Genomic DNA, 24,883 nt, shown 5'->3' on the forward strand with positions numbered 1-24,883 from the left:
TGGCGCTGTTATCTTTCCGGTTATGTCACTCGAGCCGACCTGGCTGGCGCGCACCCATGCGCGCCTCGAGCACTGGGCTGACGCGGGATGGTCGAACAGCGTGGTGTTCGGATGGGGACTGCTGCAAGGTTGCGTCTTTCCGGGCTTCGTCGACGTGTTCTTCCTCCCGCTGGCGCTCGCGCGTCCGGCACGCGCCTACCGGTACGCGCTGGTGGCCACGGCCGGCACGCTGATCGGCAGCGTCGTCCTGTATGTCGCCGGGGCGCAGGCCTTGAGCTGGCTGGAGGGGCCGGTGTCACGGTACTTCGCCATCACGACGGCCACGATCGACGAGTATCGCGGGACACTGGCGCGGTATGGTGGCTGGGCAATCTTTGCCAGCACGATGTCCCCGTTGTCGACCAAGCTCACCAGCATCGCCTCGGGTGCCGCGGGGGTGCCGTTTCACCAGTTCTTCCTGGCACTGGCTGCCGGCCGCCTCACCCGCGCCCTGGGGCTCGCGTGGCTGGTCCGTCACGGCGGTGCCGATGCCGTGGCCCGGTTTACCAAGCACACGCAGGTTGCTCCCTCCGATCCGTCTTCTCCCACGCCGTCACCACGTCCGCATGAGTGAGTTTTCCGCGTCACCACTTGGCGCCGAGTTGCAGGGGACGCTCGCGTTTCTGCGGGCGGCCGAATCGCTGAAGTACATGACGCGCACATCGTGGACGTCGGACGGCGGTCAGGAAACCGTGGCCGCGCATACGTGGCGGCTGTGCCTCATGGCGCTGGTGCTGGCGCCGCAGTGTCCTGGCATCGACGTGGGCAAACTGCTGCGCATCTGCCTCGTACATGACCTCGGTGAGGCGATCCGCGGCGACATCTCGGCGGCGCTGCAAGCGTCGGTGCCCAACAAGGCGGAGCAGGAGCGGGCGGATCTCGTGCAGCTGGTCCAACCGTTGCCGGAGGCCGTGCGGGCCGACCTCGTGGCGCTGTGGGACGAGTACGAGGCGGCCGCCAGCCCCGAGGCCAAGCTGGCCAAGGGCCTCGACAAGCTCGAGACCATTCTGCAGCACAATCAGGGCGCGATGCCGGAGGGATTCGATTTCCTGTTCAACATCGAGTACGGCGCGGCCTACACGCGCGATCATCCGGTGCTGGTGGCGCTGCGTCACGTGATGGATGCGGAAACGCAGCAGCGCGCACTCGAGCAGGCGGCGCGCGGTACCGGTGTGGGCGAGGGTTCGTGAGCATTACGACGTCACCGGGCTTCGCCTTTCGCGCGTCGCATGACCGGGAAGGGGCACGACTGGGGTGGTTCACGACGCCGCATGGGGTGGTCCAGACACCGGAATTCATGCCGGTAGGCACACGGGCCGCGGTGCGCGGCATCGACATGCGCGAGATGCGCGCGATGGGCACGCAGATGCTCCTCGCCAACGCGTATCACCTGTATCTCAATCCGGGCGATCAGATGGTTCGGGCGTTGGGCGGGCTGCACGCCTTCTCGCGCTTCAGCGGCCCGATGCTGACCGACTCCGGCGGCTACCAGGTGTTCTCGCTGGCCAAGTTCCGGCAGGTGCGCGAAGAGGGGGTGACGTTCAAGAGCATCTCGGACGGGTCACGCCACAACTACACGCCCGAGCGGGTGATGCAGATCGAGCGCAATCTCGGTGCCGATGTCATCATGCAGCTCGACGAATTGATTGAAGGTGGTGCCGAGCATGCGGCGTCGCGTTCGGCGATGGAGCGGAGCCTGCGCTGGTTGGAGCGGTGCCGCGTTGAATTCGATCGACTCGAGCGCGACGGGCGGGAGCCGGCGAAGTCGTTCGCCGTCCCCGACGGCGCGCCGGCGATGTACGGGGGCGACGCTGATCTCGAGCGCATGGCGCCTCCACAGGCGCTGTTCCCGATCATCCAAGGGGGCACCAGCGACGACCTGCGTACGGCATCGATCCACGGCATTCTGCAGACGGGCGACTGGGCCGGCATCGCCATGGGCGGCCTGTCGGTGGGCGAGGCCAAGCCGCTCATGTACGCCACCTTCGATACCTGCGCGCCGCTGCTGCCGCGCGACAAGCCACGCTATCTCATGGGCGTCGGTTTCCCCGATGATCTCATCGAGGCGGTGCGTCGCGGCATGGACCTGTTCGACTGTGTTGCCCCCACGAAAATGGGGCGGCACGGCACCGTCTTCACCGAAGACGGCAAAGTCTCGATCCGAAAGAGCAGCCATCGCACCGACCGCCGGCCGCTCACCGACACGTGTCCCTGCCCCGCCTGCACCGACTACGACCGCGCCTACCTCCGGCACCTGCACGACAACGAGGAGCCGCTGGGGCAGCGCCTGCTGGCCCTGCACAACCTGACGTTCCTGTTACGGCTCATGGAACAGATCCGGGGGGCGATCCGGGAGGAGCGGTTCGACTCGTGGTCGACGGCCTGGCTGGAGCGGTATCGGGCCAAGGGCGCCTAGCAACGCGGCGCGGACGGTTACTGCGGGCGTGTGCAAGTTCCGGCCGCGCCGGCGTCCCACTCGTGAACCCCCAGCTCCCGAGGCGATGGACGACATCGACCGACTGTTCCGCGAATACCACCAGCCCGTCGTGCGCTATCTCGCGCGACGCCTTGGCGACCGTGATCTCGCGGACGAACTCGCGCAGGAGACCTTTCTCCGCGCCATGCGGCATCTGCCGCTCACGAACGAACGTTCGTGGCTCTTTGCCGTGGCCACGAATCTGATCCGCGACGAAGGCCGCCGTGCCACGCGCCACCGCCGCCATCTCGACGCCCTGCGGGCCGACGAATCGCAGGCGCACACGATCGAACACGAGTCCGTGTCGCAGGAGCAACAGCGAGAGCAGCTGCGCGAACAGGCGTTCGCACGCTCCGCCATCGACGCGCTCGGCGAGAAAGACCGCGCGGCGCTGCTGCTGCGCGAAGAAGGCCTCGACTATCACGAAATCGCCGCCACGCTTGGCCTGTCGGTGGGATCCGTGGGCACGACGCTCTCACGCGCCCGACGCCGCCTGGTGGACATCTACGAGTCGCTCGTTCGCGAGCGCGACGCACAGGGAGGAGCCGATGTCGCATAACGAAATGACGCCGGACGACGCACTGGCGATCGTCTGGACCGAGGCGGGACATCCCGACGAAGGCTCACTGCAGACGTGGCTGGACGATGCGTTCGACGGCGCGAGCACGACGCAGGTGCAGGCGCATGTGGCGGGCTGCGCGGTGTGCCAGCGCGAGGTCGCTACGTTGCGCGGCTACATGGCGGCCACGTCGCGCATTCTCGGGGCGCTCGATGACGCGCCGGCTGGGGTGGTGTCGCCGGCCGACACCGCGAAGGCTGCCGCCGCGATCGTGGCGCAGGCGGATCGGCGCACGCACGCCGAACAGAAGGCGGCGACGGCGTGGTTCGCGCGGCCGGCGTTCCGAGTGGCCGCGGCGCTGGCGCTCATGGCGGGTGGAACCACGTGGGTGATGTCGCGCACGCCGGCGGTGGAACGAACGATGGCTGATGTCGCCGTGCCGGCGGTGGCCGCGCCGATCGCTCAGGCGCCGAAGGCCGAGGCGCCGAAGGCCGAGGCGCCGAAGGCGGAGGCATCGAAGGCGGCGGCGCCGAAGACGGCGGCGTCGAAGGCGGCGGCGGAGCTCGCCGAGGCACCTGCGATGCAGACGACGGTGATGGCCCTGCGCGAGGTGCTTACAGCGCAGGATGCCAGTCGCCAGAACGCGGCCATCAACGTGCCGTCGGCACCGCCATTGGCACGGTCGGCACCGGCGCCGTCGGCGCGGGATTTCAGCGGCCGTGGCGTGGCCGGCGGCGTGGCCCTTGGCGTGGCGGGAAGTGTCTCTCCCGAGATGATCCGCCCACGCGCGGAACGGCGTCGCGACGCCGGCGGCAACCGCGAGCAGTACGACAAGATCGACGACAACCCGTTTCTCTCGGTGTCGGTGCATCCACGCTCCACGTTCTCGGTGGACGTCGACCGCGCCTCGTACAGCAACGTGCGGCGCTTCATTGCGCAGGGGCAGACGCCGCCGCCAGACGCGGTGCGCATCGAGGAGCTGATCAACTACTTCCCCTACGATCTGCCGTCGCCCACGGGGAACGCGCCGGTGTCGATCACGACGGAAACGATGGCGGCGCCGTGGCAGCCGAAGCACCGACTCGTACGGGTGGCGCTGCAAGCGCGTCGCATCGAGACGGCCGCACTGCCGCCCAGCAACCTGGTGTTCTTGATCGACGTGTCGGGGTCGATGAACGCGTGGAACAAGCTGCCGCTGGTGAAGGCGTCGCTGCGCCTGCTGGTGGACCAGCTGCGCCCACAGGATCACGTGGCGCTGGTGGTGTATGCCGGTGCGGCCGGGCTCGTGTTGCCCAGCACGAGCGGCGACGAGAAGGCGACGATCGTGGCCGCGCTGGATCGACTGGAAGCGGGTGGTTCAACGGCCGGCGGTGCCGGTATCGAACTGGCCTATCGCACGGCCCGCGAACATTTCAATCCCACCGGCAACAACCGCGTGATTCTGGCCACCGATGGCGACTTCAACGTGGGCGCCAGCAGCGACGGCGAGATGGAGCGTCTCATCGAGCGCAAGCGCGCCGAGGGGACGTACCTGACGGTGCTTGGCTTCGGGGAGGGCAACTATCAGGACGCGAAGATGGAGAAGCTCGCCAAGCGCGGCAACGGCAACTACGCCTACGTGGACGACATCGCGGAAGCGCGAAAAGTGCTGGTGCAGGAAATGGGCGCCACGCTGGTCACCGTTGCCAACGACGTGAAGCTGCAGGTGGAGTTCAACCCGGCGGCGGTGCGCGCGTATCGCCTGGTCGGCTACGAAGACCGCCTGCTCGCCACCGAAGACTTCACCGACGACACGAAGGACGCGGGCGACATGGGTGCCGGTCACTCGGTCACGGCGCTGTACGAAGTGGTGCCGAACGGCGTGACGGGCACCATCGCGCTGCGTGAGCAGGACTCGCTGCGATATCAGGTGCCGGCCACCGACGCGCCACGCACTAACGCGGCGAAGAACGAGCTGATGTTCGTACGGATGCGCTACAAGACGCCGGGGGAGAACACGAGCCGGCAGATCACGCAGGCGGTGATCGACGGGCGCGGGCGCAGCGCGTCCAATGACTTCCGCTTTGCCGCCTCCGTGGCCGAGTTCGGGATGGTGCTGCGCAACTCCGAACACAAAGGCACGGCGACGCTGCGATCGGCGCTGGCCATGGCGACGGCGGCGAAAGGAAGCGACGACGGCGGCTATCGCTCCGAGTTCGTCGACATGCTGGGGCGGCTTCTTAACTACGAACGGCGCTAAGAGTGAAGGGCGCTAAGAGTGAGGGGCGCTAAGGTAAACGGCGCGAAGAATGAGGGGCGCGTTGGGGCGCATCAACAGCGCGGGGGCGGCCAGCGTAGTCTGGGTGTCCCCGCGCTGTTCGCGGTTCCGCTGGTCCCGCTGCTAATTCTTAGCGCTCCCTACCTTAGCGCCGTTCATTCTTAGCGCGGTCGATTCTTAGCGCCGTTCGCCGTTCACCCAGCACTCAGCACTCAGCACCCAGAACTCGGAACCCAGATGCGCCCAGCCGCCCTTCTCCTTCTTCTTGCCGCCGCCGCGACTTCGCTGCAGGCTCAGTCTCCTGTCCGCACCGCCGATCCGGCCGTGCGCGGCGTCGCCCTCAGCGAGTTCCCGCGCTTCGTGAAGCTGAGCGACAAGGTGTACGGCTACGAAGAGATCCGTCAGCCCGGCTTCACGACGGTCAGTCTCATCGTGATCGGACGCAACGGGGTGCTCGTGGCCGACGGGCAAGGCAGTGTGCAAGCCACGCAGACCATGCTCGACAAGATCAAGACCATCTCGGCCCTGCCGGTGAAGTGGTACGTGGTGGGCTCCGATCACGGTGATCACACGGCGGGCAACAGCGCGCTGCCGAGGGACATTCAGTTCATCGTGCACGCCAACTCCCTGGCGCAACTCAAGAAGGATTCTGCCGCGGCGGTCGCCGCCAATCGCCCGGCCGTGATCGTGCCGCCTACCGCCATGACGAGCGACACCGAGACCATCGACCTCGGCGGCATCAGCGTACGCGTACGCTTCCTCGGGCGCGCGCATACCGGCGGCGACCTCATGGTCGAAGTGCCGTCGGAGAAGCTGCTGTTCATGAGTGAGGCGTACCTGAATCGCGTCTTCCCGGCCATGCGCTCAGCCTACGGCGCCGAATGGGTGCGCACGATCGACCGCGCGCTCGCCCTCAAGAACGTGGACCGGTTCATTCCGGGGCACGGCTTCATCGAAGACGCGACGGTGTCGCGCGAAGAGCTCGTGACGTTCCGCGAGGCGCTCGTGGCCGTGATCGCCGAGGTGAAGCGGCTCAAGGCCGCCGGACTCACCGTCGATCAGGCCATCGCGCAGGTGAACTGGGGCACGTACGGGAAGTGGTTTCTGGCGGAACAGCAAAGCCCCATCGCCATCCGTCGCCTGTGGACGGAGCTCGATGGGGCTTCGAAGTAACGTCGTTCGCCGTCAGCGGATCGCGGCGCGCTCCTTCCTCAGCACGCGACTCACCAGGCCGGCGAAGCCGCCGGCCTGCAGCGCCGGCAGCACCAGCGTGGCCACCAGCACCGCCCATCCCGGCAGCGAGAAGTTGCGACCGATCGTGGTCGCAAACTCCGTGAGTGCAACCCCGCGCTCGGCGGCGGCCAGCAGCAGCACGACGGCGGCCAGCGCTGCCGAGAAGGCGCCGGCGCGAATCGCCCCGCCCTGCCGGAAGAGCACGCCCGTGAGCGCCCCCGCCACGGCTGCGCCCCATACCCCCAGAAAGCGCTGCGCCACGAATTGCAGCAGGACGGCGCTGATCAGATGCATCCACATGGTCGACGGCCCGTTCAGCGTGTAAGAGTGAGCACGGCACGCGTATCCGACGCGGCCAAGTCCTTCGCGCTGCGCGGCGTGCGCACGCTATCGAGCTGTCCGTTGGCCCACATGGCGTATCGATCGAGATAGCGCGTGCTCGCGGGATTGCCGCTCTGCCCGCCCGGGTACACCGCATGCACGCGCGGCTCCTTGTCCATCTCGACCACCATGCGCCAGCTCGCCCCGAAATTCGCGCGCTTCGATCCCACGGAGGGATTGAGCGTGCCGCGTCCCCCGTCGATCGGCATCTCCGGCGCCGCGAACCCTGCCAGTCGCAGCAGGTGATTCGGTTTCGCCGGTGCCACGCGTCCCCACGTCCACGGCGTGGTCGCCGGATCGCCGTACTCCGTGACGAGCGTGTCGTAGGCCGTGCGCAGCGCCTTGGCGAGAATCATGTTGCGGTCTTCGCGTTCGGTGGTGGTACGTCGATCGTCCCACCATCCATTCGCCGAATCGGCGAGCAGCTGCAGCAAGCGCGATTCACTCGGCGTGACCGCGCGCGTGTTCGACTTGGCGGGGATGAACTCGTCGTACAACAGCGCGGTGGTCTGGCCCACGGCGGTTTCGAACAGGCGCGCCCCCGTGTTCACGCGCGTGTACTGCCGGTCCCACGACGACAGCAGCACTTCGGCCGCCTTGAGCGACCGTGACGTGTCGCCGGCGGCCATACGTGCGCGCGCTGCGGACACCAGCGCGGGGGCAAGCAGGTCGGCGCGCACACTGCCAGGATTCGTGTGAAAGCCGCGCATCTCATCCAGCGTGACCGTGCTGTCGGCGCGCAGCAACCGGTTGATCTGCAACGCGCGCCAGATCTCGAAGTTGGGATCGGGGCCGAGATAGAGCGCCTCCTGCTGCGGATCGATGGGCTGCTGGTTGGCCGATGCCAGATAGCCTTGCGCCGGATTCTGCCCCTGCGGATAGCGCGTCACCGGCCAGTCGCCGATCCAGTCGTTCTTGCGCAGTGATCCGTCGCGTACCTCGGTACCGCGACCGCTGTCGGCCCGCACGGGATAGCGTCCCGTGGAGCGGATCATGATCGTGCCCGACGTGTCGGCGGTGATGAAGTTCTGCGCGGGCGCCTGGTAATAGCGCGCCATCGAATCGAGGAAGGCCGGCGCGGTCGTGGCGTGAAAGGCTGCGAAGTATCCCTCGAGCTCCTTCCCCGCCTCGAGGACCGTCCAGCGCATCGACAGCCACTCGCGTCCCTGGCGCTGCATCGGGCCGCGGTGCGTGTAGTAGATCGTGTCCACGGCGATGGTGGCGCCGGCCTTGTCGCGATACGTCTCGATGCGGGTGTCGGCGAACTTCGTCATCACGCCGTCGAGTTCATACGCCGTGGGCGCCGCGTCGTTGTCGACGCGCTCGCGCCAGAAGTCCATCACGTCGGCACCGGTGTTCGTGGCACTCCACGCCACCGCGCGCGAATACCCGATCGGCACGCCCGGCAGTCCGGGAATCGACACACCACCGATCTCAATGCTGCCCGGCACCACGATGTGCACTTCGTACCAGATGCTCGGAAGCGTGAGCTCGAGGTGCGGATCGCCGGCCAGCATCGCATGACCGTTGGCCGACCGCGACGGGGCCACCGCCCAGTTGTTACTGGCGAAGGCACGCGCCTGCTCGACGGCCGGATCGACGTCCTTCAGCCACGAGAGCGGCGACATCCCCGTTCGCGATGTACCGGCGTTCGCGCGCAGCGACGCCACCATGCGCGCCGCGAGGCTGTCGGGGGCACCGGGCGCCGGCACCGACGAGAGGGCCTGTCGCGCCGCGTTGCGATTCATCGGCTGGATGGGCTCCTGCACCGGTGAGTTCTCTTCCATCAGCGCGTTCGCCGCCGCATCACCCACCAGCGCCCGTGCTTCGAGCAGCTCGAGCTCGCCGGGTCCGCGCGCCAGGGTGTAGCCCATTCGATTGAGCACGTGCACCGAATGCACGGGGAGCCATTCGCGCGGCGCCCGATTGAGCAGCTTGTATTCCACCGGCCACTGCCCCGGCGACAGCGACGTGCGATATGCGTTCACGCCGGCGGCGTAGGCCAGCAGCAGCTTTCCGGCAGTAGTGTTCTCGCCGATGTCCCGCCATTTCCGTTCCGCCGAGCGTGGCATACCGAGGCGGCGGGTTTCCTGATCGGCCGGGAGCGCGACCTCGCCCACCAACTCGGTAAGCGTGCCTTCGCCGGCGCGGGACTGGATCTCGAGCTGAAACAACCGGTCGCGCGCGGTGACGTAACCGAGGGCGCGCATGGCGTCGGCATCCGTGGTGGCAAAGATGTGCGGAACGCTGCGCGAGTCGTAGCGCACGTCGACCGTCCCATCGAGCGACGGGATCCGGGTGGTGGCTTCCGCCGGCAGGTCGTTGACGGCGTTGGCCCAGAGTCCGACTGCCGGCGAGAGCAATCCGCCAAGTGGCGGCAGCGGACCCGCGCCGGCCACGCCCACGTAGGTGGTACCAATGCCAACGGCGGCACAGAGCGCCGCCGTCACCAACCGTCCCGTTGTCATGCTCACGTCGGTACTCCGTTTGCGGCGGATAGCGCGGCCCAGAGCAGGGCCGCGAGGGCACCACCGGCCAGCGGTCCTACGACGGGAATCCAGGCGTATCCCCAGTCGTTGCCACCCTTACCGGCGATCGGCAGGATGGCATGGGCGATGCGCGGCCCGAGGTCGCGCGCCGGGTTGATGGCGTATCCCGTAGGGCCACCGAGCGAGAGACCGATCCCCCACACCAGGGCGCCGACGAGGGCGGGCCCGAGGTTGGTGGCGGGCGTGCTGCCGGCCACGCCGGTGCTGCCGATCGCACTGGCCACGAGCACCAGAACCATCGTGGCGATGATCTCGCTGATCACGTTCGGCACGGGGCGACGGATCGCCGGTGCGTTGCAGAAGCAGGCGAGAATAGCGCCCTGATCGCGCGTTTCGCGCCAGTGCGAGAAGTAGTGGACCCACACGAGCGTCGCGCCGAGGATCGCGCCCGCCATCTGCGCCGCGACGTGCCCGAGCGCATCGGGCACGGTGCGCGTCCCCGCGATCACATTGGCCAACGTGACCGCGGGATTGAGCTCACCGGGGGCCCCGAGCCCCACGGCCACCAGCACGCCGCCGAGCACCGCGAAGCCCCAACCGGCCGTGATGACGAGCCATCCCGCGCCGTTCGACTTCGTTTTCTCCAACAACACGCCGGCCACCACACCATTGCCGAGCAAAATCAGTACGAGCGTTCCGACGAACTCGCCGAGTGCGGTGGACGGCATGTCCGGTTAGTTCGGCTGGCGCGCAGCGGCGAACGGGAAGGCGCCGAGCCCTTCGGCTTCCATGGTGCCCATCATCTTGTCCTTCTCCGTCATCACGCCGGTGCCACGGATCCTGATCTGCTGTCCACCCATGTCGTACGCAAACCCGAAGAAGATCGAGTCGCCCTTCACCACGCCGTCGAAATTCGCGGTGCCGATCTGCGATTCGGTGGTGCCGGAGACGGAGTCTCCCTTCTGCGTGACGGTCATGAGCGACTGCATCGACTGGCCCTGCGCGTCGATCGCGACGTTCCACTTGCCGCTGAAGTCGGCGAACATGCGCTGTGCCGCCACGGCGGTCACGGACAGGGCGAGTGCGGCCGACACGACGGCCATACGGATCTTGGTCATGATGAAAGCTCTAAATGGTGGGGGAGGACGCTCAACGAGGGTCACCGGGGGTCCACGCAGGAAAGGTATCACCGATCCGGCGGTTTGCGAGCGGGAGTGTCGCGCGACAGGTTGCAGCCGAACCTCCCCGCCCCGAGTCTCTGACCCCATAGACCGTCCGTATGCCTACCCCTGCTTTCTGGCGTCGCTGGCACCGGTGGATTGGCGCGCCAGCCACGCTGTTCCTGGCCTTCGCCTCCGTGACCGGCGTGCTGGTCGCCGGCACCGAGTTCTTTGGTGAAGACGAAGCCGTTCGCGAGGCGAATCGCGGGTTGGTGAGTGCCGTGCACACCGACTCCCCGCCCGACGCGTGGATGGGGGCGATCAACGCCGCCATGGCCAGCGCCGCCAAGGAGGCCCCGGGGGCGCCGATCGACAAGATCGCGATCGAGCTCAAGGGGCAAGCACCGGTCATCAGCCTGTACCTCGGCACGAAAACGGGCGGTGAAGACCGTCGACTGCTGTTCGATGCACGGACGGGGAAGTTCCTGCGCATCGACGGGTACGCCGACAAGCCCTTCATCAACCGCGTGCATAGCGGTGAGGTGTTCGGCGACGGCGGACTGGTCGCGTCGATGCTCTGGGGCCTCGCCCTGCTCGCGCTCACCGTGAGCGGGTTCACCCTGTATTGGCGTCTGGCCGGCGCCAACAACCAGGGGCGCACGGGACTGCAGCGCTGGTTCTTCTAAGGCGCCGCGCCGACGCCAACGAGCGCAGTCGGCGCCGGCGTGATCAGCGTGACCCGCGTGGGGACCGCCAACGTTTTAGCGCCAGGCTGATCAGGGTCCCACCAAGCAGGGCCACGGCGTAGCCATACGGCAGGAACGCCGCCGCCAGCCCGCAGGCCACGGCGAAGGCCAGCCAACCGGGGGTGTCACGCAGGTCGCGCACGAGCAGCAGCACCGTGACGGCTTCGACGAGCAGCAGTGTGCCAAGCACCGGACCGGGAAATAGGCGCTGGAAGGCCGCCGGCTCGCCGACGAGCAGCAACCCGGAGAGCACCAGAAAGGTGCCGTAAATGATGCCACTGGCCCCGGTGCGGGCGCCGAAGGCGTAGTGACCGGCGATGCCGCCGGAGCCGTGACAGACCGGAATCCCTCCCAACGGCGCGGCCACGAGATTCATCAGCGCGTAGGTCGTACCGATGCGTCGCACGCTGAGCGGTTCACGGGTGGGAAAGAGATCGGCCACCACCTGCCTGGTGGCCAGCACGGAGTTCCCCAGAGAGAGCGCGAGCTGCGGGAGGGCGAGCAGGAGCGAGGCCTGGGCGAATTCGCCGGGCGTGGGCCAGCGCGCCGGAAGCACGGGGAGCCGAACACCGAGCGGCAGCGGCGCGCCGGTCGGCCAGGTGATGGCCGCGACGGCAACGCCGAGGGCGATCACGACCAGCGCCGCGGGCACGCGATGACTCTCGCGCAGCCAGGCGATAATGCCGAGCGACACCGCCGCGAGCAGCCAGCCACGCGTGCCATCCGCCGGGATGAACCGGGTCAGGGCGAGCAGGGCGAGCTGAATGCCGAGTCCGACCTGAATGCCGCGCACGACGGGCTTGGGGACGGTGCGGGCGATCCACTCGAGCGCGCCTGATCGGGCGAGGACGAGCATGACCACGCCGACGATGAGCCCACCGGCCGCCAGGAGCGGTGGGGCCAGCTTGCCGGCGATGGCGATGGCCGCCATGGCCTTGAGGGGCTGCACCGGCATCGGGAGCCGATACGCCAGCCCGGAGGCGATCTGCAAGGCGCCGAACACCACGAAGGCCGTGGTCGCGTCCATGCCGGTGGCCACGACGATGCCGACCAGCAACGGGAGGTCAGTGCCGAGGTCACCGAACGCCCCGGCGAATTCGGCGCGGGTGAAGCGGAGCGGGTGGGGCGGAGGGAACGTCGGCATAAGCGTACGGGGTAGACTAACGCCGGCGCCGCCCGGAAGCATCGACCGAGTCGGTGGCGTCACCCGACCGCAAGTCGTCCATGCAGGCGTGGTGTCTCTGCCACGACGTCCCCCGATCTTCCCCCGATGAACGAACCCGCCATCCTGATCGACCAGATCTCCAAGCGCTTCGCGAGCCACGTAGCCGTCCGGGAGCTGTCGCTGCGCGTCCCGACAGGGTCGGTGTACGGCCTGCTCGGCCCGAACGGCGCGGGAAAGACGACGACGATCCGGATGATCCTGAACATTCTGGTGCCCGATACGGGATCGGTGACCCTGCTGGGGCGCACTCACGGCGACGCCTCGCTGAACGACCGGATCGGCTACCTGCCGGAAGAGCGCGGCCTCTACCGCAAGATGCGGGTGCGTGATGTGCTGCGGTTCCTGGCGCGACTGAAGGCCGTGCCCAGCGCGGGACTCGATGCGCGCATCGACCGATGGCTGGAGCGCTTTCAGCTGCGCGGCAGCGGCGAAGACTGGAGTCGCGCCCGGGTGGATGAACTGTCGCGTGGGATGCAGCAGAAGGTGCAGTTCATCGGCGCGCTGCTGCACGATCCGGAGCTCGTGATTCTCGACGAGCCATTCAGCGGATTGGATCCGGTGAACGCGCAAGCGCTCAAGGACACGGTGCTCGAGCTGCGTACCAAGGGCCGCACCGTGATCTTCTCCACGCACGTGATGGAGAACGCGGAGCGCATGTGCGATGCCGTCTGCATCGTAGCCGGTGGCGAGAAGGTACTTGATGGGCCGGTGAGCGAGGTGCGCGCCGTCCATGGCTCGCGCGTAGTGATGATTCAGTTCGAGTCGGCACCGACGGCCGAGGCGAATGTGGTGCTGCGTGATCCAGCGTTGGTCAGGCACTACAACGACGCGCACCTCACGGTGGAGGTGGAGCTGGCGGCCGATGCGGATCCGCAGGCTTTGCTGGCCCGGCTCGTGACGACGGGCGCCCGGCTGGAACGGTTCGAGCTGGTGCGCCCGTCGCTGCACCGGATCTTCCTCGAGAAAGTCGGCGCGCAAGTCGAAGTCGGCCTGTCCGGACACGGGTGAGCAACCAACACATGCCACGTTTCATCTCAAAGCTCGACACCATTATCGCGCGCGAGTATTTCGAGCGCGTGCGCTCGCGCTGGTTTCTGATCGCGACGTTGATCGGACCGGTCTTCATGGCGTTCATGCTGTTCCTGCCGTCGCTCCTCGAGCTGCGCGCGCGGAAGGCGGAGGCCGGTACGGTGCGCGTGATCGATGCCACGCCGGACTCGGTCGGGCGGCTGGTGGTATCGGCGCTGCAGGGCGGCATCATGGGCGATACGGCGCGGGCACAATTCGCGCGCGCAGCGTCGCCGACCGCCATGACCGCAGAGCGCGACCGTGCGACGCGCGACGTGCTTTCCGGATCACTGGTCGGTTACTTGGAGATCGAGCCGGGTGCCTTGGGCCGTGGCGTGGTGCGCTACAGTGGCCGCAACACGACGGCGTTGCTGGCGATGCAACAGCTCGAGCGCACCCTCAACCGCGCCGTGCTCTCGCGCCAGCTCGAAGCCAGCGGCATCGACGCCGATCGCAGTGCGATGCTGGCGGGGCAGCAGGTGCGGGTCGAAACCGAACGGCTCACCGAGCGCGGACGCGGCGGTTCCGGTCAGATCGGCGTGGCCTTCGCCCTCGGCATCGCCATCACCTTGTACCTCACCATCTTCATGCACGGCGCCAACGTGATGCGTGGCGTCCTCGAAGAGAAGCAGACGCGCGTGGCGGAGGTGGTGCTGTCGAGCGTGCCCTCCGATGCGCTGCTGATGGGCAAAGTCATCGGGATCGGTGCGGTGGGGTTCACGCAGTTGCTGATCTGGCTGGCGGTGGCCACCACCCTGCTCTTTGCGCGCGCGCCGATTCTCGCGAAGTTCGGGATCGCGGCCGCCGGGTTCTCACTGCCGGAGCTGAGCGTCGGCATGGGGCTGGTGATCCTGTTCAGCTTCGTCCTCGGCTTCCTGTTCTACGCCGCGTTGTTCGCCATGGTGGGCGCCGTCGTGAGTTCAGAGCAGGACGCGCAGCAGGCGCAGTTGCCGGTCGTGCTGTTGCTCGCGATCAGTCTTGGCTCGGTGCAGGGGATTCTCACGAGCCCCGAGGGGACGATGGCGCGATTGCTCACCGTGGTGCCGTTTTCCTCGCCGATCATCCTGCCGCTGCGCCTGTCGTTGGCGCCGATCGCCATGCGTGAGATCGTGATCTCGCTGGTGGTGCTGGCGCTCTCGGCCCTTGGCATGACGTTCGTCGCCAGCCGCTTGTATCGCGTCGGCGTGCTGATGTACGGGAAGCGCCCGAGCCTGCGCGAGGTGTGGCGCTGGATGTGGATCCGCTAGCGGTCGATGACCACGCGGTGATGCACCGGGGATTGCGGCTGGCGACGGCGGGCGGCGCGATGCCGACGCGGTACGTCCACGTCGGCATCGCCGCGACCGATTACGCGGCGCAGTACTGGTCGAAGGCGCCGGCGAGATCCTGGGCGATTTCCTGCGCGCTGCGACCCTCGATCTGATAGCGCTCCAGCATGAACACGACGTCGCCGTCCTTGAACAGCGCAATCGACGGAGAGCTCGGCGCATAGCCGGTGAAGTACGACCGTGCGCGGTCGGTGGCTTCACGATCCTGACCAGCGAACACGGTGGTGGATACCTCGGGCTTGGCGGCGTTGGCGAGTGCCATGGCGATGGCCGGACGGGCGTTGCGCGCGGCGCAGCCACACACGGAATTCACCACGACCAGCGCCGTACCTTTGTGCTCCTGCAGCAGAGCGTCCACGGCATCGGCGGTGCGCAGTTCCTGCACGCCCAGACGGGTGAGTTCTTCACGCATGGGCTGGAGCATGTACTCGGGATACATCATCGATCGATCTCCTAGTATTCCGGAATGTCTTCTCGCGGCTCACGCACGAGGGCGAGGATCGCCGCCTGCGGTACCACCAAGTATTGTTCGTTTTCGAACGTGATCTCGACTGCGGCTTTTCGGAAGAAGAGCGCGTAGTCACCAACCTGCGCCTGCATGGGCACGAAGCGCGCCTCGCGCCCCGAGCCCCCGGAAATCCGCCACGGCTCTTCGCCCTGGTCGGTGAGCTCGGGCAGAGCGAGACCGGGGCCGGTGGACACGATCTCTCCCCCCTGCACGGCCTGATTGTCGATAGCCGTTGGGGGCAGATACAGCCCGACTTTCGATCGTTGGTCGCCGGCTTCGGTCTTCACGAGGACGCGGTCACCGACGACGATCAAACGCTTGTGCTTGCGATTCATGTACTCCTGACACGCGCTGGGGTTCTTGGTGGAATCTAATCTGCCGGCTTTGGGCTTTGGGCGTTGGGCTTTCGTGTGCTGGCGGAGCCGCCCGCCCGCGGCCCGGCGTCCCCCTTCGCGGCTTTGCTGCGGCGCGGATCGCCGGGCGCTGGCGCGCCGGCATTCGCTTGCAGAGAGCCGCTGTGGGGGAGCCGGGCCGCGGGTGGGCTGGAGGGGGGGGGGGCACCACGGCGCCGCCGGAGCGCGGTTGGCAAGTCGATTCCAACCGCCCCGTTGCTACAGCAAGCGCTCAGGGGCGCCGCGCCCGCGCGATCCGTCCGACGCGTACCACGAACTCACCCCGCCACGGCAGAATACGCTGATGCCGCGGCGTGCACGCCATGCCATTGGGCCTCCTCGAAGAGGCTGAGGCCACTCAGATCCGCGTGCGCCACGAACAGGTGTGGAGCGGGTTGCCACGATTGCAGCGCGGCGATTCGCCCCAGCACACCGGGCGTGGGGCGCGCCATCGCATGTCCCCAACGCATGATGTCGATGCGCGCCACACACTCGGCGATGTCGCCGTGCGCGCGGGAAAGGTCGGCCAGGATCTCATCGCGCCACGACGTCCACGCGCGCTGCTGCATCCAGATCCGTGCATCGCGCGCCGGGCGATCGACCACGGCGTGATACCACGTCCACACGGTACGATCGGGCGGCGTGCCGAGTCCCTGATGCGCCGCGTTCACGTAGCCGAGTGAGCGGCTGCCGTAGATCACGTTGTCCCACGCCAATTCGGCCCCGGCCGACGCTGGGGGGCGATCGACGACGATGTTGGCCACGACCCACGGCGCGTATTCGTGCGTCACGGGCAGCGTGACCCCCTCGCAGACCCCCGGCAGGACGAACAGGGGCGCACACCAGATCACCGCATCGGCCGTGATGCGCTCACGCGGCGTCTCGACGATCCAGCGCGCGCCCGCGCGCGTGAGCTGCCACACCGGGGCGCCGGTCGCGATGCGGGCGAGACCGTCGGGGTGACGGCGGGCCGACAGGCGCGCCGTCAGCTGCTGGACGATCCAGTCGTTCCCCTCCGGCCAAGTCAGCGGCCCCTGCTCGTCGGCCTCTCGGCCGGCGAAGTAGTGCACCGCCGCCCACGCGCTCGCTTGGCTGAGCGAGGCGCCGTAGTCGTCGCGTGTGCCGTACTCTACCCACCAGCGCAGTGCCGGGGCATCGAAGCCTTCGCGCGTCATCCACTCCAGCGCCGTCATGCCGTCGAGCGACGCGACGCGGGTCGCGAGCTTCGCCGCGGTACCGCCGGCCCGCTGCGCCACCATGCGCTGCGCGTGCCCCTGCGCGCTCGGCACGCGAAACATGCCCGATGCGCGCCACTCCCCGATGCGCTCCTCGAACCGACGGAACTGCTCGCGGTGCGCACGCGACATGGCGTCGGTGGGCTCGAGCCCTTCGTGCCAGCGTCCGTGCTGCCAGATCCGCTCCTGCGGCGTGTGGCAGAGCACGCGCTCATCCCACGTGCCGTCGGCGCTCAGCACGCCAAGCTCGCGGAACAGCTGCCGCACGTACACGGCATCGACCGACGGCACCGGCACATAGTGGGCCCCCCACGGCGCGCGCTGGCCGCGATAGTCGGCCGAACGTGCATTGCCGCCGGTACGGGCGTCCATTTCCAGCAATGTCCAGTCGTGCATCCCGAGCGCGTCGAGTCGCCACGCGGCGGAGAGGCCGCCTATACCGCCACCTACGATCGCGACCTTCACCCGACGTTCCACCCGACGCGTCGTGCCCGCCCGCAATCGATCGCGCGCGGTGCCGTCGCGCAGCAGGTGACCCTCGGCGCTGCCATCGGGCACGAAGCCGCCGCCGATCACGCGCCCCTTGGGCGTGAGCCCGATCAACGCCGGCGCCGCTGCGAGGGCGCCCAGGGCGCGAAAGAACTCGCGGCGCGACGCGGTCATGAATCGATTCTCACCGGAGCGCCTTCACTGGAGCGCCGTCACCGGTTGATCGCGTCGAACTCATGCTCGTAGTAGCGCACGAGCACCTGATCATTGAGCCGGTTCGCCAGCGCTGGCACGCGCTGCATGTCGGCCGGAAAGTCGAAGAGGGCCGGCACGGTGGACGCCGTGAGATAGCGCAGGCCGTTGGGCAGCGTGGCGGGAGGCGCGTAACTGCTGAGCCCCGCGATCACGAAGCCCCACTCGCCGAAGCTCGGCACGTACACGTGATACGGCCAGGTGCGCAGCCCGGCGCTCTCGAGCGTCGTGACGATGCTCCAGAACGATTGCCGCGCGAACATGGGCGACGTGCTCTGCACGACCAGAAAACCGCCGGGGGCGATGTGCTGCTTCACGAGCCGATAGAAGGCGCTGGTGTACAGCTTGCCCACGTGATAGTTGGACGGATCGGGGAAGTCGACGACGACGAAGTCGAACTGCACGGCCGAGCTGTCGAGCCACGTGAAGGCATCGGCGTTCACTACCTGCACGCGCCGGTCCGTGAGGGAACCGGCGTTGAGGCCGGTGAGCCGCGGATGCTGCTGAAAGAGCGCCGTCATTCCCTCGTCGAGATCGACGAGCGTGATCTGCTGCACGTCGGGATACCTGAGGATCTCGCGTACCGCGAGACCGTCGCCGCCGCCCAGCACCAGCACGCGGCCGCGTGCGGTCGCCGCCGACAGGCCGGGATGGACCAGCGCCTCGTGATAGCGGTACTCGTCGCGCGACGCGAACTGCAGGTGCCCGTTCAGATACAACCGCAGATCGTCCTTCCAACTGGTGAGCACGATGCGCTGGTAGCGGGTGTCCTTGGCCAGGATGATGGGGTCGGCGTACATCCCCTCTTCGGCGAGCGTCGTGATCCGCTGCCCTTTCCAGAGGCCGGCGCCAAGCACGAGCAACGCCAGCAGGCCGCCGGCCCGGAGCCAGTTCTTGCGCGGCAGCACATCACGGAACAGCCATGTGCTCCAGAGACCAACCATCACGTTGATCACGCCGAACAGCAGCGCCGACCGCACGAGCCCGAGCCGCGGCACCAGCAGCAGCGGAAAGAGCAGCGACGCGAAGAGAGCGCCGATGTAGTCGAACGTGAGCACGTTCGCGACCACGTCCTTGAAGCTGAAGCGATCCTGCAGGATGCGCATGAGCAGCGGTATCTCGAGCCCGACAAGAATACCGATGAGTAACACGATGCCGTACAACGTGGGGCGGAACGCTTCGGTATAGGCGAAGGCGAGGAAGAGGATCAGCGACGACAGGCCGCCGATCACCCCCACCAGCATCTCCACCACGACGAAGCGCGTGACGACCCCGCGCACGACGAAGCGCGAGAGCCAGCTGCCGATCCCCATGGCGAACAAATACGTGCCAATGATGGTCGAGAATTGCGTGACGCTATCGCCCAACAGGTACGACGCCAGCGCGCCGGCTACGAGCTCATAGATGAGCCCACAGGCGGCGATGAGACAAACTGAGATGAACAGCGCGAGCGACACTAGTGAATAGCGGCGGCGACGATGATGCCAAGGGCGATCGCGACGGAGCCCATGAGAATGGCCGCCGCGGTGTTCTTCTTCACGCCGATCTCGTCCCAGAGCTTGCCGGGGGTAAGCAGGTCGATGATGATGAACGCGAGGATGAACATCACCACGCCGATCAGCGCGAAGGCGCCGGAATTGAGCACGTTCTGAGCGAACTGGTCCATCACAGGATCCTCACTTGCCGCGGAGCGTACGCCCCGGGATGTAGTACGAGGAGCGATACGCGCCGGGATTGTCGCGCACCGACCGGGGATTATTGCGGGACTCATTGGCACGCGTGAGGCTCCAGCCGCGATACTGGGCCGTGCCCAACAGCATCAGCACAGCCACCGCCCACACGGTGTAGATGCGGGCACCCATCAGGCGGCTCCTCTACTCATCGTCATCATCGCTGCTCGACGTTTGGGCATGATCGCTCTCCGCCCAGCGCCGACCTTCGAAGCTGGCGGATGGGACCACGGCGAACACCACGGGTAGCAAGAGCGCCAGCACGGCGATCCCGTAGAACCCATAGTGTGGTGCATCGCGACGTACTCGCACGGTGTACGACGCCGATGCCCGCCCCGGCTCACCGCCCTCGGCTTGCACACGGAGGAAGTACCGACCGGCGGGCACCGACGCGATCCGCACCGTCTCGCGCTTGTCGCCCTCGCTCCATGAACCATCGCTGTCGACGCCGCGATAGTAGCTGAGCTGCCGCGTGACTTCGCGGGTTTCCCCGGTGGTCTCGTTGATCAGCGACAACACGAAGAATATCCAGTCGTTGTCGAGGTCGGACTCGAGGTCGATCGCCACACTCGACGTGCGCCCATCGAGTGCGAACGGCTCGGTGACCGTGGCCTGCGCGTCCTCGGCGCGGCTGAACGAAAACGCCCGCTCAAAGACCGTCCGATTGGCTGCCGTCGTGATGTTCAGGACGAGCATCAGCACCAGCGCCAGCAACGCCATGGCGAATCGTCCGAACACACGCGTGGGCGTTCCGGCGTGCGGATTCGGCTGATTCGCGAAGACGCCGATCGGCTGCATGGGCGGCTTGGTCAATCCGAACGCCTTCTGGATCACCTCGGGCGGCGTGTACGTGCCCAGCGACCACGTGACCTCGCTTCCCGATGCTTCCGAACTCAAAAGGTACGGCGGCGCCACGAAATCCCGGCTCACCACGCTGTCACCGAGGCGCAGCTCCCACGGAAACTCGCCCAAGGCCGCAGTGGTGACCGCGGTGGCGGTTTGAAAGTGCTTGTACGTGGTGCCGTTCAGCTCCACCGTGGGCTGGAGCCCGCCCCGTTCACGCTCCGGACGCCGGCGCAGCTTCTCGATGACGTTCCAGTGTCCCTGATACTCCGAGAGATACAGGAAGCCGCGGTACGGATTGAAGCAGACGTACTCGGTCCACGAGTAGTCGGTGCCCTCGACCGTGATGGTGACGACCTGAAAGCCGATGACGTCCCAGGGCGCACCCTTCCACGTACCGCGCGTGCCCAGCGGGATGCGGGGCTTGGCGGTGACGCGTTCGCCGTACTGCAGCACCTTGAGGTTGTCGTCGGTGGCGTCGAGCTGCGCCCCGCAGGCGCCGCACACCACGGACACGGCCCATCCCTGCGCCTGCAGCGCGATCGCCGCGCCACACGAAGGGCAGTTGAATCCGGCGGCCTTGGGCACGCGCGCCGTCGGTGTTGCGAACGGTGCTACCATCCCTCGAACTCCCGCAGCTGCCGGAAGCGAAGGTCGTCGAAGTTCACATATTCGCCGAGGAAGAGCATCGGCGGTGCTTCGGAGCCGTCGATCGTGGCGAGTCCGTGCTGCGCGTTGAGCAGGTCGACGAACAGACAGGCCGACTTCTCCCACGTGGTGAACGGCAACTCGCCCTCGGTGCCCAGATAGCGGGCCTCGGTGATGCTGGCCACTTCGTACGGTGTGTCGTTCCAGAAATACGTCTCGCCCACCTGCACCGTGCTGACGGCCGGCACGTCGAAATCAGCCGGCGCGGCGATCGTCATGGCGTATTCGAGCTGCGCGTCGGACAGCCAGGCACTGGTGCCGTCATTGAGCACACAGTGCCACTCGTTCCACTTGCCACGCGCCCAGCCGTAGGCGATGCGTCCGACCACGACGAACCGCTGGTCGTGCCACTGTCCCTCGGTGCCGATCTGGATCGGTGAGCCAGTGGCGGGGAAATCGGCTTGCTTCCCGAGGGTGGCGAGGTCGAGATCTCGGCGCACCAACACCGACCGACAGTACGGGCAGGTGGTCTGCACCGCCTGCGCCCACAGAAAACGCACCGGCGCGCCACAGTTCGGGCAGGCCACGCCATGCGGCTGCGGAACGGTCACCGGACGGCCTCCTTGAGCGTGGCGGCGCGAACGGGTCCGCGGGCGTACTCGCGTGCGAGTTCGCGAACGGCCACCCTGTGGGCGCCAAGCAACGCCGCGAGACGCGCCTCCCACGCCCAGGGGGCGCGCGGCGTGCAGCAGAACAGGTTGAGACAGGCCGACGCGTGCTCGGGGAAGGTGTGTACCGTGAGATGCGACTCGGCGAGCATCAGCAGTCCGGTGAGCCCGCCGGGTGCCGGGAACTGATGCCACACCGGCTCGCCCACCGGATGCAACGACAGCTCGATCACGATGGCGTCGAAGAGCGCGCGCAACGCGGCTGGATCGGCAAGGCGCACGGGATCGCACCCATATGCCTCGACGATCCATTCACAGCCAGTATGGTGCTCCGACGGGGGCACGCGAGGCGCGAGCGGCGGCGTGATGATGGGCGTGCGCCGCGTCAGCCCTGCGGCGCGCCGCAGGACGAACAGAACTTGGCGGGCGCGGGGAGCTTGGCCCCACAATTCGTGCAGAACTTGGTGTCGCCGGACGACGCGTCTCCCGCCGCTGCACCCGCCGCCGCACCGGCGCCGACGGCCGCACTGTTCGGGGCGGCCGGCGTTGGGGTGCCCATGGCTCCGCGCATGGCGTCGCTCACGATGCCTCCGAGTCCGACACCGGCACCGATACCGGCAGCAAGCCCCGCCATGCCCCCCTGATTCGCCGCTGCGATCGGAATCGACTGCGCCGCCTGGAACTGCGTGTACTGACGCAGGTCGCCGATCATGTTCATCGAGATCCGCTCGTCGAGACGTTTCTGCAGCTCGTCGGGGAGTGACAGGTTCTCCACGGTGAACGACTCGAGGGCGAGTCCGAGCTCGGCGAACGCCGGCTGCACCGCCGTCGCAATCTGCTTGGCGAGCTCGGCCTGATTGGCCGCCATGTCGAGGAACGGCACCTGCGCGCTGGCGAAGGCCGACGTGAAGCCGCTCATGATCGCGTTGCGCAGCGCGGGATCGATCTGCGCGACGGTATACTCGGCGTCGGTGGCGCCGACCTTGGCCTGGAACACCGCCGCGTCGGCCACGCGGAAGGCGTACATGCCGAACGCCCGCAGACGCACCGCGCCGAACTCCTTGTCGCGGATCGTGATCGGCTGCTGCGTACCCCACCGCTGGCCGGTCTGGACACGCGTGGAGAAGAAGTACACGTCGCTCTTGAACGGAGACTGGAAGGCCTTGTCCCAGTTCTGGAGGTTCGTGAGCAGCGGCAGGTTCGCCGTGACCAGCGTGTGCAGCCCCGGCGCGAACAGGTCGGCCGCGCGGCCTTCGTTCACGAAGAGCGCGAGCTGCGATTCCCGAACGGTCAGCTTGCCGCCGCTCTGGATCTCCATGTCCTGCATGGGGAAGCGATACATGAGGACGCCGGGACCGGACTCGGTCCACTGAATGACGTCAACGAACTGCTTACGGAGAAAATCGCCCAAAGACATGGAAGCCGCTCCCGAGACGTTAGAGATATCGTGATCCTACGGAGCGCGAGGACGCGAGTTTCGTCGCCTCCCGTCGCGCCGCCATCACTTCACCAGGTGGAACGTGCTCTGACGTCCGAACGCCCACCGCACGGTGCCCTTGGCGTCGATGATCACGTCTTCCTCCTGCGCCGAGCGCACCAGCTGGTTGTTCCACTCGGGGACGGCCGTGGTGGCCTGCAGTTCGATCGAATACCACATGCCGGGAATGATCTTGTGGTCGCCGCGCCCCGGCACGCCGTCCTGATAATCCCACAGGCCGATCAGCGCGCCGGCGCCATGGCCGTGCAACCCGATGGGGTGCGAATACTCGGTGCCGTCGATTTTTTCGTCGCGCATGCGCTTGAGCGTGGCCGCCAGCACCTCATTGCCAGTGCGGCCCGGCCGGAGCTCCTCGAGCGTGATGTCCTGCAGTCGGTTCGACGCGCGCAGCGCGTTCTTGAGCCCCGCAGGCACGTCGGTCTCACCCTCGCGGAGCACGTAGCCGTTGTGCTGCGTGTCGGTGTTGAGCCCCAGCGCCGTGATGCCGAAGTCGCAGTGCAGCATGTCACCACGAAGAATGGTGGGATTCACGCCCACCAACTCCGGGCTGCCGAACTGCCGCTGAATTTCGACGCTGGGCTGGAACCAGGTGGAGAGCCCGAGATCACTGATGCGCTGGCGCATCCACCAGACCACGTCGTCGGCCTTCGTCACGCCGGGCGTGATGACCTTGTTGGAGAACGCTTCCTGAATGATTTCCCACGCCACGCGATTCAACTCGCGAAACATGGCCTCCTCTTCGGGCTGACGAGACGCGATCATGTCGACCGCGAGGGCCTCGGCGGGCACCACCTTGGCCGCCCACGACGGTCCGAGCGCCTGCAGCATGCCGTCACGTTCACCGCTGGTGAGTCCATCGGCGAAGGCGAAGGTGCGCGAGGTATTCACCGCGATCTTCTTCGGTTGGCGCTCCTCAATGACCTGCTTGAGCACATTCCACTGCTCGTCGCCCCACAGCTCGGCCGAACGCTCGTTGCCGCGGCTGCCGGCCGCCGGCGCCGGCACCGGCTTCATGCTGCGCACCGCCTTGAACACGTTGCCTTGCGACGTGCCGCCAAGCGCGATGCGCTCGATGCCGGCCGCCCCGCGATCGAAGAACACATAGATCGTGCGCCGGCGCGCGGCGAACGTAGTGGGCGACGTGATGGCGGTGAACACGGGGTCTTCGTTGTACTCGCGCATGGGGATCACCCACATGTCCACCCCTTCGCGGCGCATCAGGGCGGGCAGCGTGCGCTCCATGCGCAGTTCGAGCCACTGCTGCTGTTTGAAGGCCTGATCCCGGAGCGTCCCGAACGGGCGCAGCGTGTCAGCGGCCGTGGATCCCGAGGTTCGCGTGCCGGGGGTGGCCTTGGTGACGACGGGCTGAGCCCAAACGGAAGCCGTCGGCAGTGCGAGCAGGAGGGCGTATCGAAGCATGCAGGTGGCCATCGGAGGGAGAGAGCGAGGGGGCGAGGCTCAGGGTGAGCCGGTGATTACGGAACGGCCGGGCCGCGCGCCGGTGCCGGGCGCCGCTCCATAGCACGTCGGACGAGTTGCACGGTGCCGCCCAACACCAGCGCGAACAGCGCGAGCACGATGGTCCGCTCGACCATCGTCTGGCCAGCCATCGGCCACCAATCGGGCCAGGTGGCCATGCGCGACCCGATGCGCTCGCGC

Annotated in this window: 26 protein-coding genes; 9 read left to right on the forward strand and 17 right to left on the reverse strand. The window is 67.5% G+C overall.

Annotation, left to right across the window (positions count from 1 at the left end; translation table 11 throughout):
- Positions 1–22: 22 nt before the first annotated feature.
- From ACIRA7_RS05425 to ACIRA7_RS05450, 6 genes are all read left to right on the forward strand, one after another.
- Positions 23–613: a YqaA family protein gene (locus ACIRA7_RS05425; protein ID WP_396219814.1), complete on the forward strand. Its 591-nt coding sequence runs from the start codon at positions 23–25 to the stop codon at positions 611–613.
- Positions 606–1,229: an HD domain-containing protein gene (locus ACIRA7_RS05430; protein WP_396219815.1), complete on the forward strand. Its 624-nt coding sequence runs from the start codon at positions 606–608 to the stop codon at positions 1,227–1,229. Before ACIRA7_RS05425 ends, ACIRA7_RS05430 begins: the two co-directional genes overlap by 8 nt.
- Entirely contained in the window at positions 1,226–2,455 is a 1,230-nt protein-coding gene (locus ACIRA7_RS05435; RefSeq protein WP_396219816.1) for a tRNA guanosine(34) transglycosylase Tgt, read from the forward strand. The genes ACIRA7_RS05430 and ACIRA7_RS05435 overlap by 4 nt, the downstream gene beginning before the upstream one ends.
- Positions 2,456–2,540: 85 nt before the next feature.
- Positions 2,541–3,074: an RNA polymerase sigma factor gene (locus tag ACIRA7_RS05440; protein ID WP_396219817.1), complete on the forward strand. Its 534-nt coding sequence runs from the start codon at positions 2,541–2,543 to the stop codon at positions 3,072–3,074.
- Positions 3,064–5,313 (forward strand): von Willebrand factor type A domain-containing protein, encoded by a 2,250-nt coding sequence (locus ACIRA7_RS05445; protein ID WP_396219818.1) that lies wholly within the window; start codon positions 3,064–3,066, stop codon positions 5,311–5,313. Before ACIRA7_RS05440 ends, ACIRA7_RS05445 begins: the two co-directional genes overlap by 11 nt.
- Before the next feature lie 342 nt (positions 5,314–5,655).
- Entirely contained in the window at positions 5,656–6,504 is an 849-nt protein-coding gene (locus ACIRA7_RS05450; protein WP_396219819.1) for an MBL fold metallo-hydrolase, read from the forward strand.
- Between the two features lie 12 nt (positions 6,505–6,516).
- Here ACIRA7_RS05450 and ACIRA7_RS05455 read toward each other — a convergent pair whose 3' ends face one another.
- From ACIRA7_RS05455 to ACIRA7_RS05470, 4 genes are read right to left on the reverse strand one after another with little or no spacing between them, the layout of a single operon-like run.
- The gene (locus ACIRA7_RS05455) at positions 6,517–6,858 is read right to left on the reverse strand and encodes a hypothetical protein (RefSeq protein ID WP_396219820.1); all 342 of its coding nucleotides are present in this window, start codon (positions 6,856–6,858) and stop codon (positions 6,517–6,519) included.
- A gap of 20 nt (positions 6,859–6,878) precedes the next feature.
- On the reverse strand, positions 6,879–9,413 hold the full coding sequence (locus ACIRA7_RS05460) for a penicillin acylase family protein (RefSeq protein ID WP_396219838.1): 2,535 nt from the start codon (positions 9,411–9,413) through the stop codon (positions 6,879–6,881).
- Between the two features lie 2 nt (positions 9,414–9,415).
- The gene (locus ACIRA7_RS05465) at positions 9,416–10,162 is read right to left on the reverse strand and encodes an MIP/aquaporin family protein (protein WP_396219821.1); all 747 of its coding nucleotides are present in this window, start codon (positions 10,160–10,162) and stop codon (positions 9,416–9,418) included.
- 6 nt (positions 10,163–10,168) lie between these two features.
- Complete coding sequence (locus ACIRA7_RS05470; RefSeq protein ID WP_396219822.1) at positions 10,169–10,552, reverse strand: hypothetical protein; 384 nt, start codon at positions 10,550–10,552, stop codon at positions 10,169–10,171.
- 161 nt (positions 10,553–10,713) lie between these two features.
- Between ACIRA7_RS05470 and ACIRA7_RS05475 the strand changes: the two genes are divergently transcribed.
- Positions 10,714–11,280 carry a PepSY domain-containing protein gene (locus tag ACIRA7_RS05475; protein ID WP_396219823.1) on the forward strand — a complete coding sequence of 189 codons (567 nt, stop codon included), beginning with the start codon at positions 10,714–10,716 and terminating at the stop codon, positions 11,278–11,280.
- Positions 11,281–11,323: 43 nt separating this feature from the next.
- Here the strand turns inward: ACIRA7_RS05475 and ACIRA7_RS05480 are convergent, their stop codons facing one another.
- Positions 11,324–12,484, reverse strand: a complete 1,161-nt coding sequence (locus tag ACIRA7_RS05480; RefSeq protein ID WP_396219824.1) for a putative sulfate/molybdate transporter — start codon at positions 12,482–12,484, stop codon at positions 11,324–11,326.
- A gap of 126 nt (positions 12,485–12,610) precedes the next feature.
- Here ACIRA7_RS05480 and ACIRA7_RS05485 point away from each other — a divergent pair, with 126 nt between their 5' ends.
- Together ACIRA7_RS05485 and ACIRA7_RS05490 are read left to right on the forward strand one after the other, a co-directional pair.
- Positions 12,611–13,573 carry an ABC transporter ATP-binding protein gene (locus ACIRA7_RS05485; protein ID WP_396219825.1) on the forward strand — a complete coding sequence of 321 codons (963 nt, stop codon included), beginning with the start codon at positions 12,611–12,613 and terminating at the stop codon, positions 13,571–13,573.
- Positions 13,574–13,584: 11 nt separating this feature from the next.
- Positions 13,585–14,880, forward strand: a complete 1,296-nt coding sequence (locus ACIRA7_RS05490) for an ABC transporter permease (RefSeq protein WP_396219826.1) — start codon at positions 13,585–13,587, stop codon at positions 14,878–14,880.
- A 100-nt stretch (positions 14,881–14,980) separates the two neighbouring features.
- Here ACIRA7_RS05490 and ACIRA7_RS05495 read toward each other — a convergent pair whose 3' ends face one another.
- The 12 genes from ACIRA7_RS05495 to ACIRA7_RS05550 form a co-directional block, all read right to left on the reverse strand.
- The gene (locus tag ACIRA7_RS05495) at positions 14,981–15,400 is read right to left on the reverse strand and encodes a BrxA/BrxB family bacilliredoxin (RefSeq protein WP_345785808.1); all 420 of its coding nucleotides are present in this window, start codon (positions 15,398–15,400) and stop codon (positions 14,981–14,983) included.
- 14 nt (positions 15,401–15,414) lie between these two features.
- The gene (locus ACIRA7_RS05500; protein WP_396219827.1) at positions 15,415–15,804 is read right to left on the reverse strand and encodes a co-chaperone GroES; all 390 of its coding nucleotides are present in this window, start codon (positions 15,802–15,804) and stop codon (positions 15,415–15,417) included.
- 335 nt (positions 15,805–16,139) lie between these two features.
- Positions 16,140–17,759 (reverse strand): NAD(P)-binding protein, encoded by a 1,620-nt coding sequence (locus tag ACIRA7_RS05505; RefSeq protein WP_396219828.1) that lies wholly within the window; start codon positions 17,757–17,759, stop codon positions 16,140–16,142.
- A 38-nt stretch (positions 17,760–17,797) separates the two neighbouring features.
- A complete protein-coding gene (locus ACIRA7_RS05510) occupies positions 17,798–19,294 on the reverse strand; it encodes a polyamine aminopropyltransferase (RefSeq protein ID WP_396219829.1) in 1,497 nt (498 codons plus the stop codon).
- A complete protein-coding gene (locus ACIRA7_RS05515; protein WP_396219830.1) occupies positions 19,294–19,503 on the reverse strand; it encodes a DUF350 domain-containing protein in 210 nt (69 codons plus the stop codon). Before ACIRA7_RS05515 ends, ACIRA7_RS05510 begins: the two co-directional genes overlap by 1 nt.
- A gap of 10 nt (positions 19,504–19,513) precedes the next feature.
- Positions 19,514–19,699, reverse strand: a complete 186-nt coding sequence (locus ACIRA7_RS05520) for a hypothetical protein (protein ID WP_396219831.1) — start codon at positions 19,697–19,699, stop codon at positions 19,514–19,516.
- A gap of 12 nt (positions 19,700–19,711) precedes the next feature.
- Positions 19,712–21,031 carry a DUF4178 domain-containing protein gene (locus tag ACIRA7_RS05525; protein WP_396219832.1) on the reverse strand — a complete coding sequence of 440 codons (1,320 nt, stop codon included), beginning with the start codon at positions 21,029–21,031 and terminating at the stop codon, positions 19,712–19,714.
- Positions 21,025–21,669, reverse strand: a complete 645-nt coding sequence (locus ACIRA7_RS05530) for a DUF4178 domain-containing protein (protein WP_396219833.1) — start codon at positions 21,667–21,669, stop codon at positions 21,025–21,027. Before ACIRA7_RS05530 ends, ACIRA7_RS05525 begins: the two co-directional genes overlap by 7 nt.
- The gene (gene speD / locus ACIRA7_RS05535) at positions 21,666–22,070 is read right to left on the reverse strand and encodes an S-adenosylmethionine decarboxylase (protein ID WP_396219834.1); all 405 of its coding nucleotides are present in this window, start codon (positions 22,068–22,070) and stop codon (positions 21,666–21,668) included. Before speD ends, ACIRA7_RS05530 begins: the two co-directional genes overlap by 4 nt.
- Before the next feature lie 41 nt (positions 22,071–22,111).
- Complete coding sequence (locus tag ACIRA7_RS05540) at positions 22,112–23,143, reverse strand: SPFH domain-containing protein (RefSeq protein ID WP_396219835.1); 1,032 nt, start codon at positions 23,141–23,143, stop codon at positions 22,112–22,114.
- A gap of 84 nt (positions 23,144–23,227) precedes the next feature.
- On the reverse strand, positions 23,228–24,655 hold the full coding sequence (locus tag ACIRA7_RS05545; RefSeq protein ID WP_396219836.1) for a M24 family metallopeptidase: 1,428 nt from the start codon (positions 24,653–24,655) through the stop codon (positions 23,228–23,230).
- Positions 24,656–24,699: 44 nt separating this feature from the next.
- Positions 24,700–24,883 (reverse strand): hypothetical protein (locus tag ACIRA7_RS05550; RefSeq protein ID WP_396219837.1); only part of this gene is annotated, 184 nt, incomplete at its 5' end.

This window comes from Gemmatimonas sp., from assembly GCF_044376735.1.
In the GTDB taxonomy this organism is placed as follows: domain Bacteria; phylum Gemmatimonadota; class Gemmatimonadetes; order Gemmatimonadales; family Gemmatimonadaceae; genus Gemmatimonas.

Bases quoted from the DNA above. Each gene is read 5' to 3' on its own strand.
- ACIRA7_RS05500 (WP_396219827.1), bottom strand. From the start codon at position 15,804: ATGAATCGCAAGCACAAGCGTTTGATCGTCGTCGGTGACCGCGTCCTC.
- ACIRA7_RS05440 (WP_396219817.1), top strand. From the start codon at position 2,541: ATGGACGACATCGACCGACTGTTCCGCGAATACCACCAGCCCGTCGTG.
- ACIRA7_RS05430 (WP_396219815.1), top strand. From the start codon at position 606: ATGAGTGAGTTTTCCGCGTCACCACTTGGCGCCGAGTTGCAGGGGACG.
- ACIRA7_RS05475 (WP_396219823.1), top strand. From the start codon at position 10,714: ATGCCTACCCCTGCTTTCTGGCGTCGCTGGCACCGGTGGATTGGCGCG.
- ACIRA7_RS05520 (WP_396219831.1), bottom strand. From the start codon at position 19,699: ATGGGTGCCCGCATCTACACCGTGTGGGCGGTGGCTGTGCTGATGCTG.
- ACIRA7_RS05485 (WP_396219825.1), top strand. From the start codon at position 12,611: ATGAACGAACCCGCCATCCTGATCGACCAGATCTCCAAGCGCTTCGCG.
- ACIRA7_RS05470 (WP_396219822.1), bottom strand. From the start codon at position 10,552: ATGACCAAGATCCGTATGGCCGTCGTGTCGGCCGCACTCGCCCTGTCC.
- ACIRA7_RS05505 (WP_396219828.1), bottom strand. From the start codon at position 17,759: ATGACCGCGTCGCGCCGCGAGTTCTTTCGCGCCCTGGGCGCCCTCGCA.
- ACIRA7_RS05495 (WP_345785808.1), bottom strand. From the start codon at position 15,400: ATGTATCCCGAGTACATGCTCCAGCCCATGCGTGAAGAACTCACCCGT.
- ACIRA7_RS05525 (WP_396219832.1), bottom strand. From the start codon at position 21,031: ATGGTAGCACCGTTCGCAACACCGACGGCGCGCGTGCCCAAGGCCGCC.
- ACIRA7_RS05515 (WP_396219830.1), bottom strand. From the start codon at position 19,503: ATGGACCAGTTCGCTCAGAACGTGCTCAATTCCGGCGCCTTCGCGCTG.
- ACIRA7_RS05480 (WP_396219824.1), bottom strand. From the start codon at position 12,484: ATGCCGACGTTCCCTCCGCCCCACCCGCTCCGCTTCACCCGCGCCGAA.
- ACIRA7_RS05465 (WP_396219821.1), bottom strand. From the start codon at position 10,162: ATGCCGTCCACCGCACTCGGCGAGTTCGTCGGAACGCTCGTACTGATT.
- ACIRA7_RS05545 (WP_396219836.1), bottom strand. From the start codon at position 24,655: ATGGCCACCTGCATGCTTCGATACGCCCTCCTGCTCGCACTGCCGACG.
- ACIRA7_RS05490 (WP_396219826.1), top strand. From the start codon at position 13,585: ATGCCACGTTTCATCTCAAAGCTCGACACCATTATCGCGCGCGAGTAT.
- ACIRA7_RS05425 (WP_396219814.1), top strand. From the start codon at position 23: ATGTCACTCGAGCCGACCTGGCTGGCGCGCACCCATGCGCGCCTCGAG.
- ACIRA7_RS05460 (WP_396219838.1), bottom strand. From the start codon at position 9,413: ATGACAACGGGACGGTTGGTGACGGCGGCGCTCTGTGCCGCCGTTGGC.
- ACIRA7_RS05455 (WP_396219820.1), bottom strand. From the start codon at position 6,858: ATGCATCTGATCAGCGCCGTCCTGCTGCAATTCGTGGCGCAGCGCTTT.
- ACIRA7_RS05445 (WP_396219818.1), top strand. From the start codon at position 3,064: ATGTCGCATAACGAAATGACGCCGGACGACGCACTGGCGATCGTCTGG.
- ACIRA7_RS05540 (WP_396219835.1), bottom strand. From the start codon at position 23,143: ATGTCTTTGGGCGATTTTCTCCGTAAGCAGTTCGTTGACGTCATTCAG.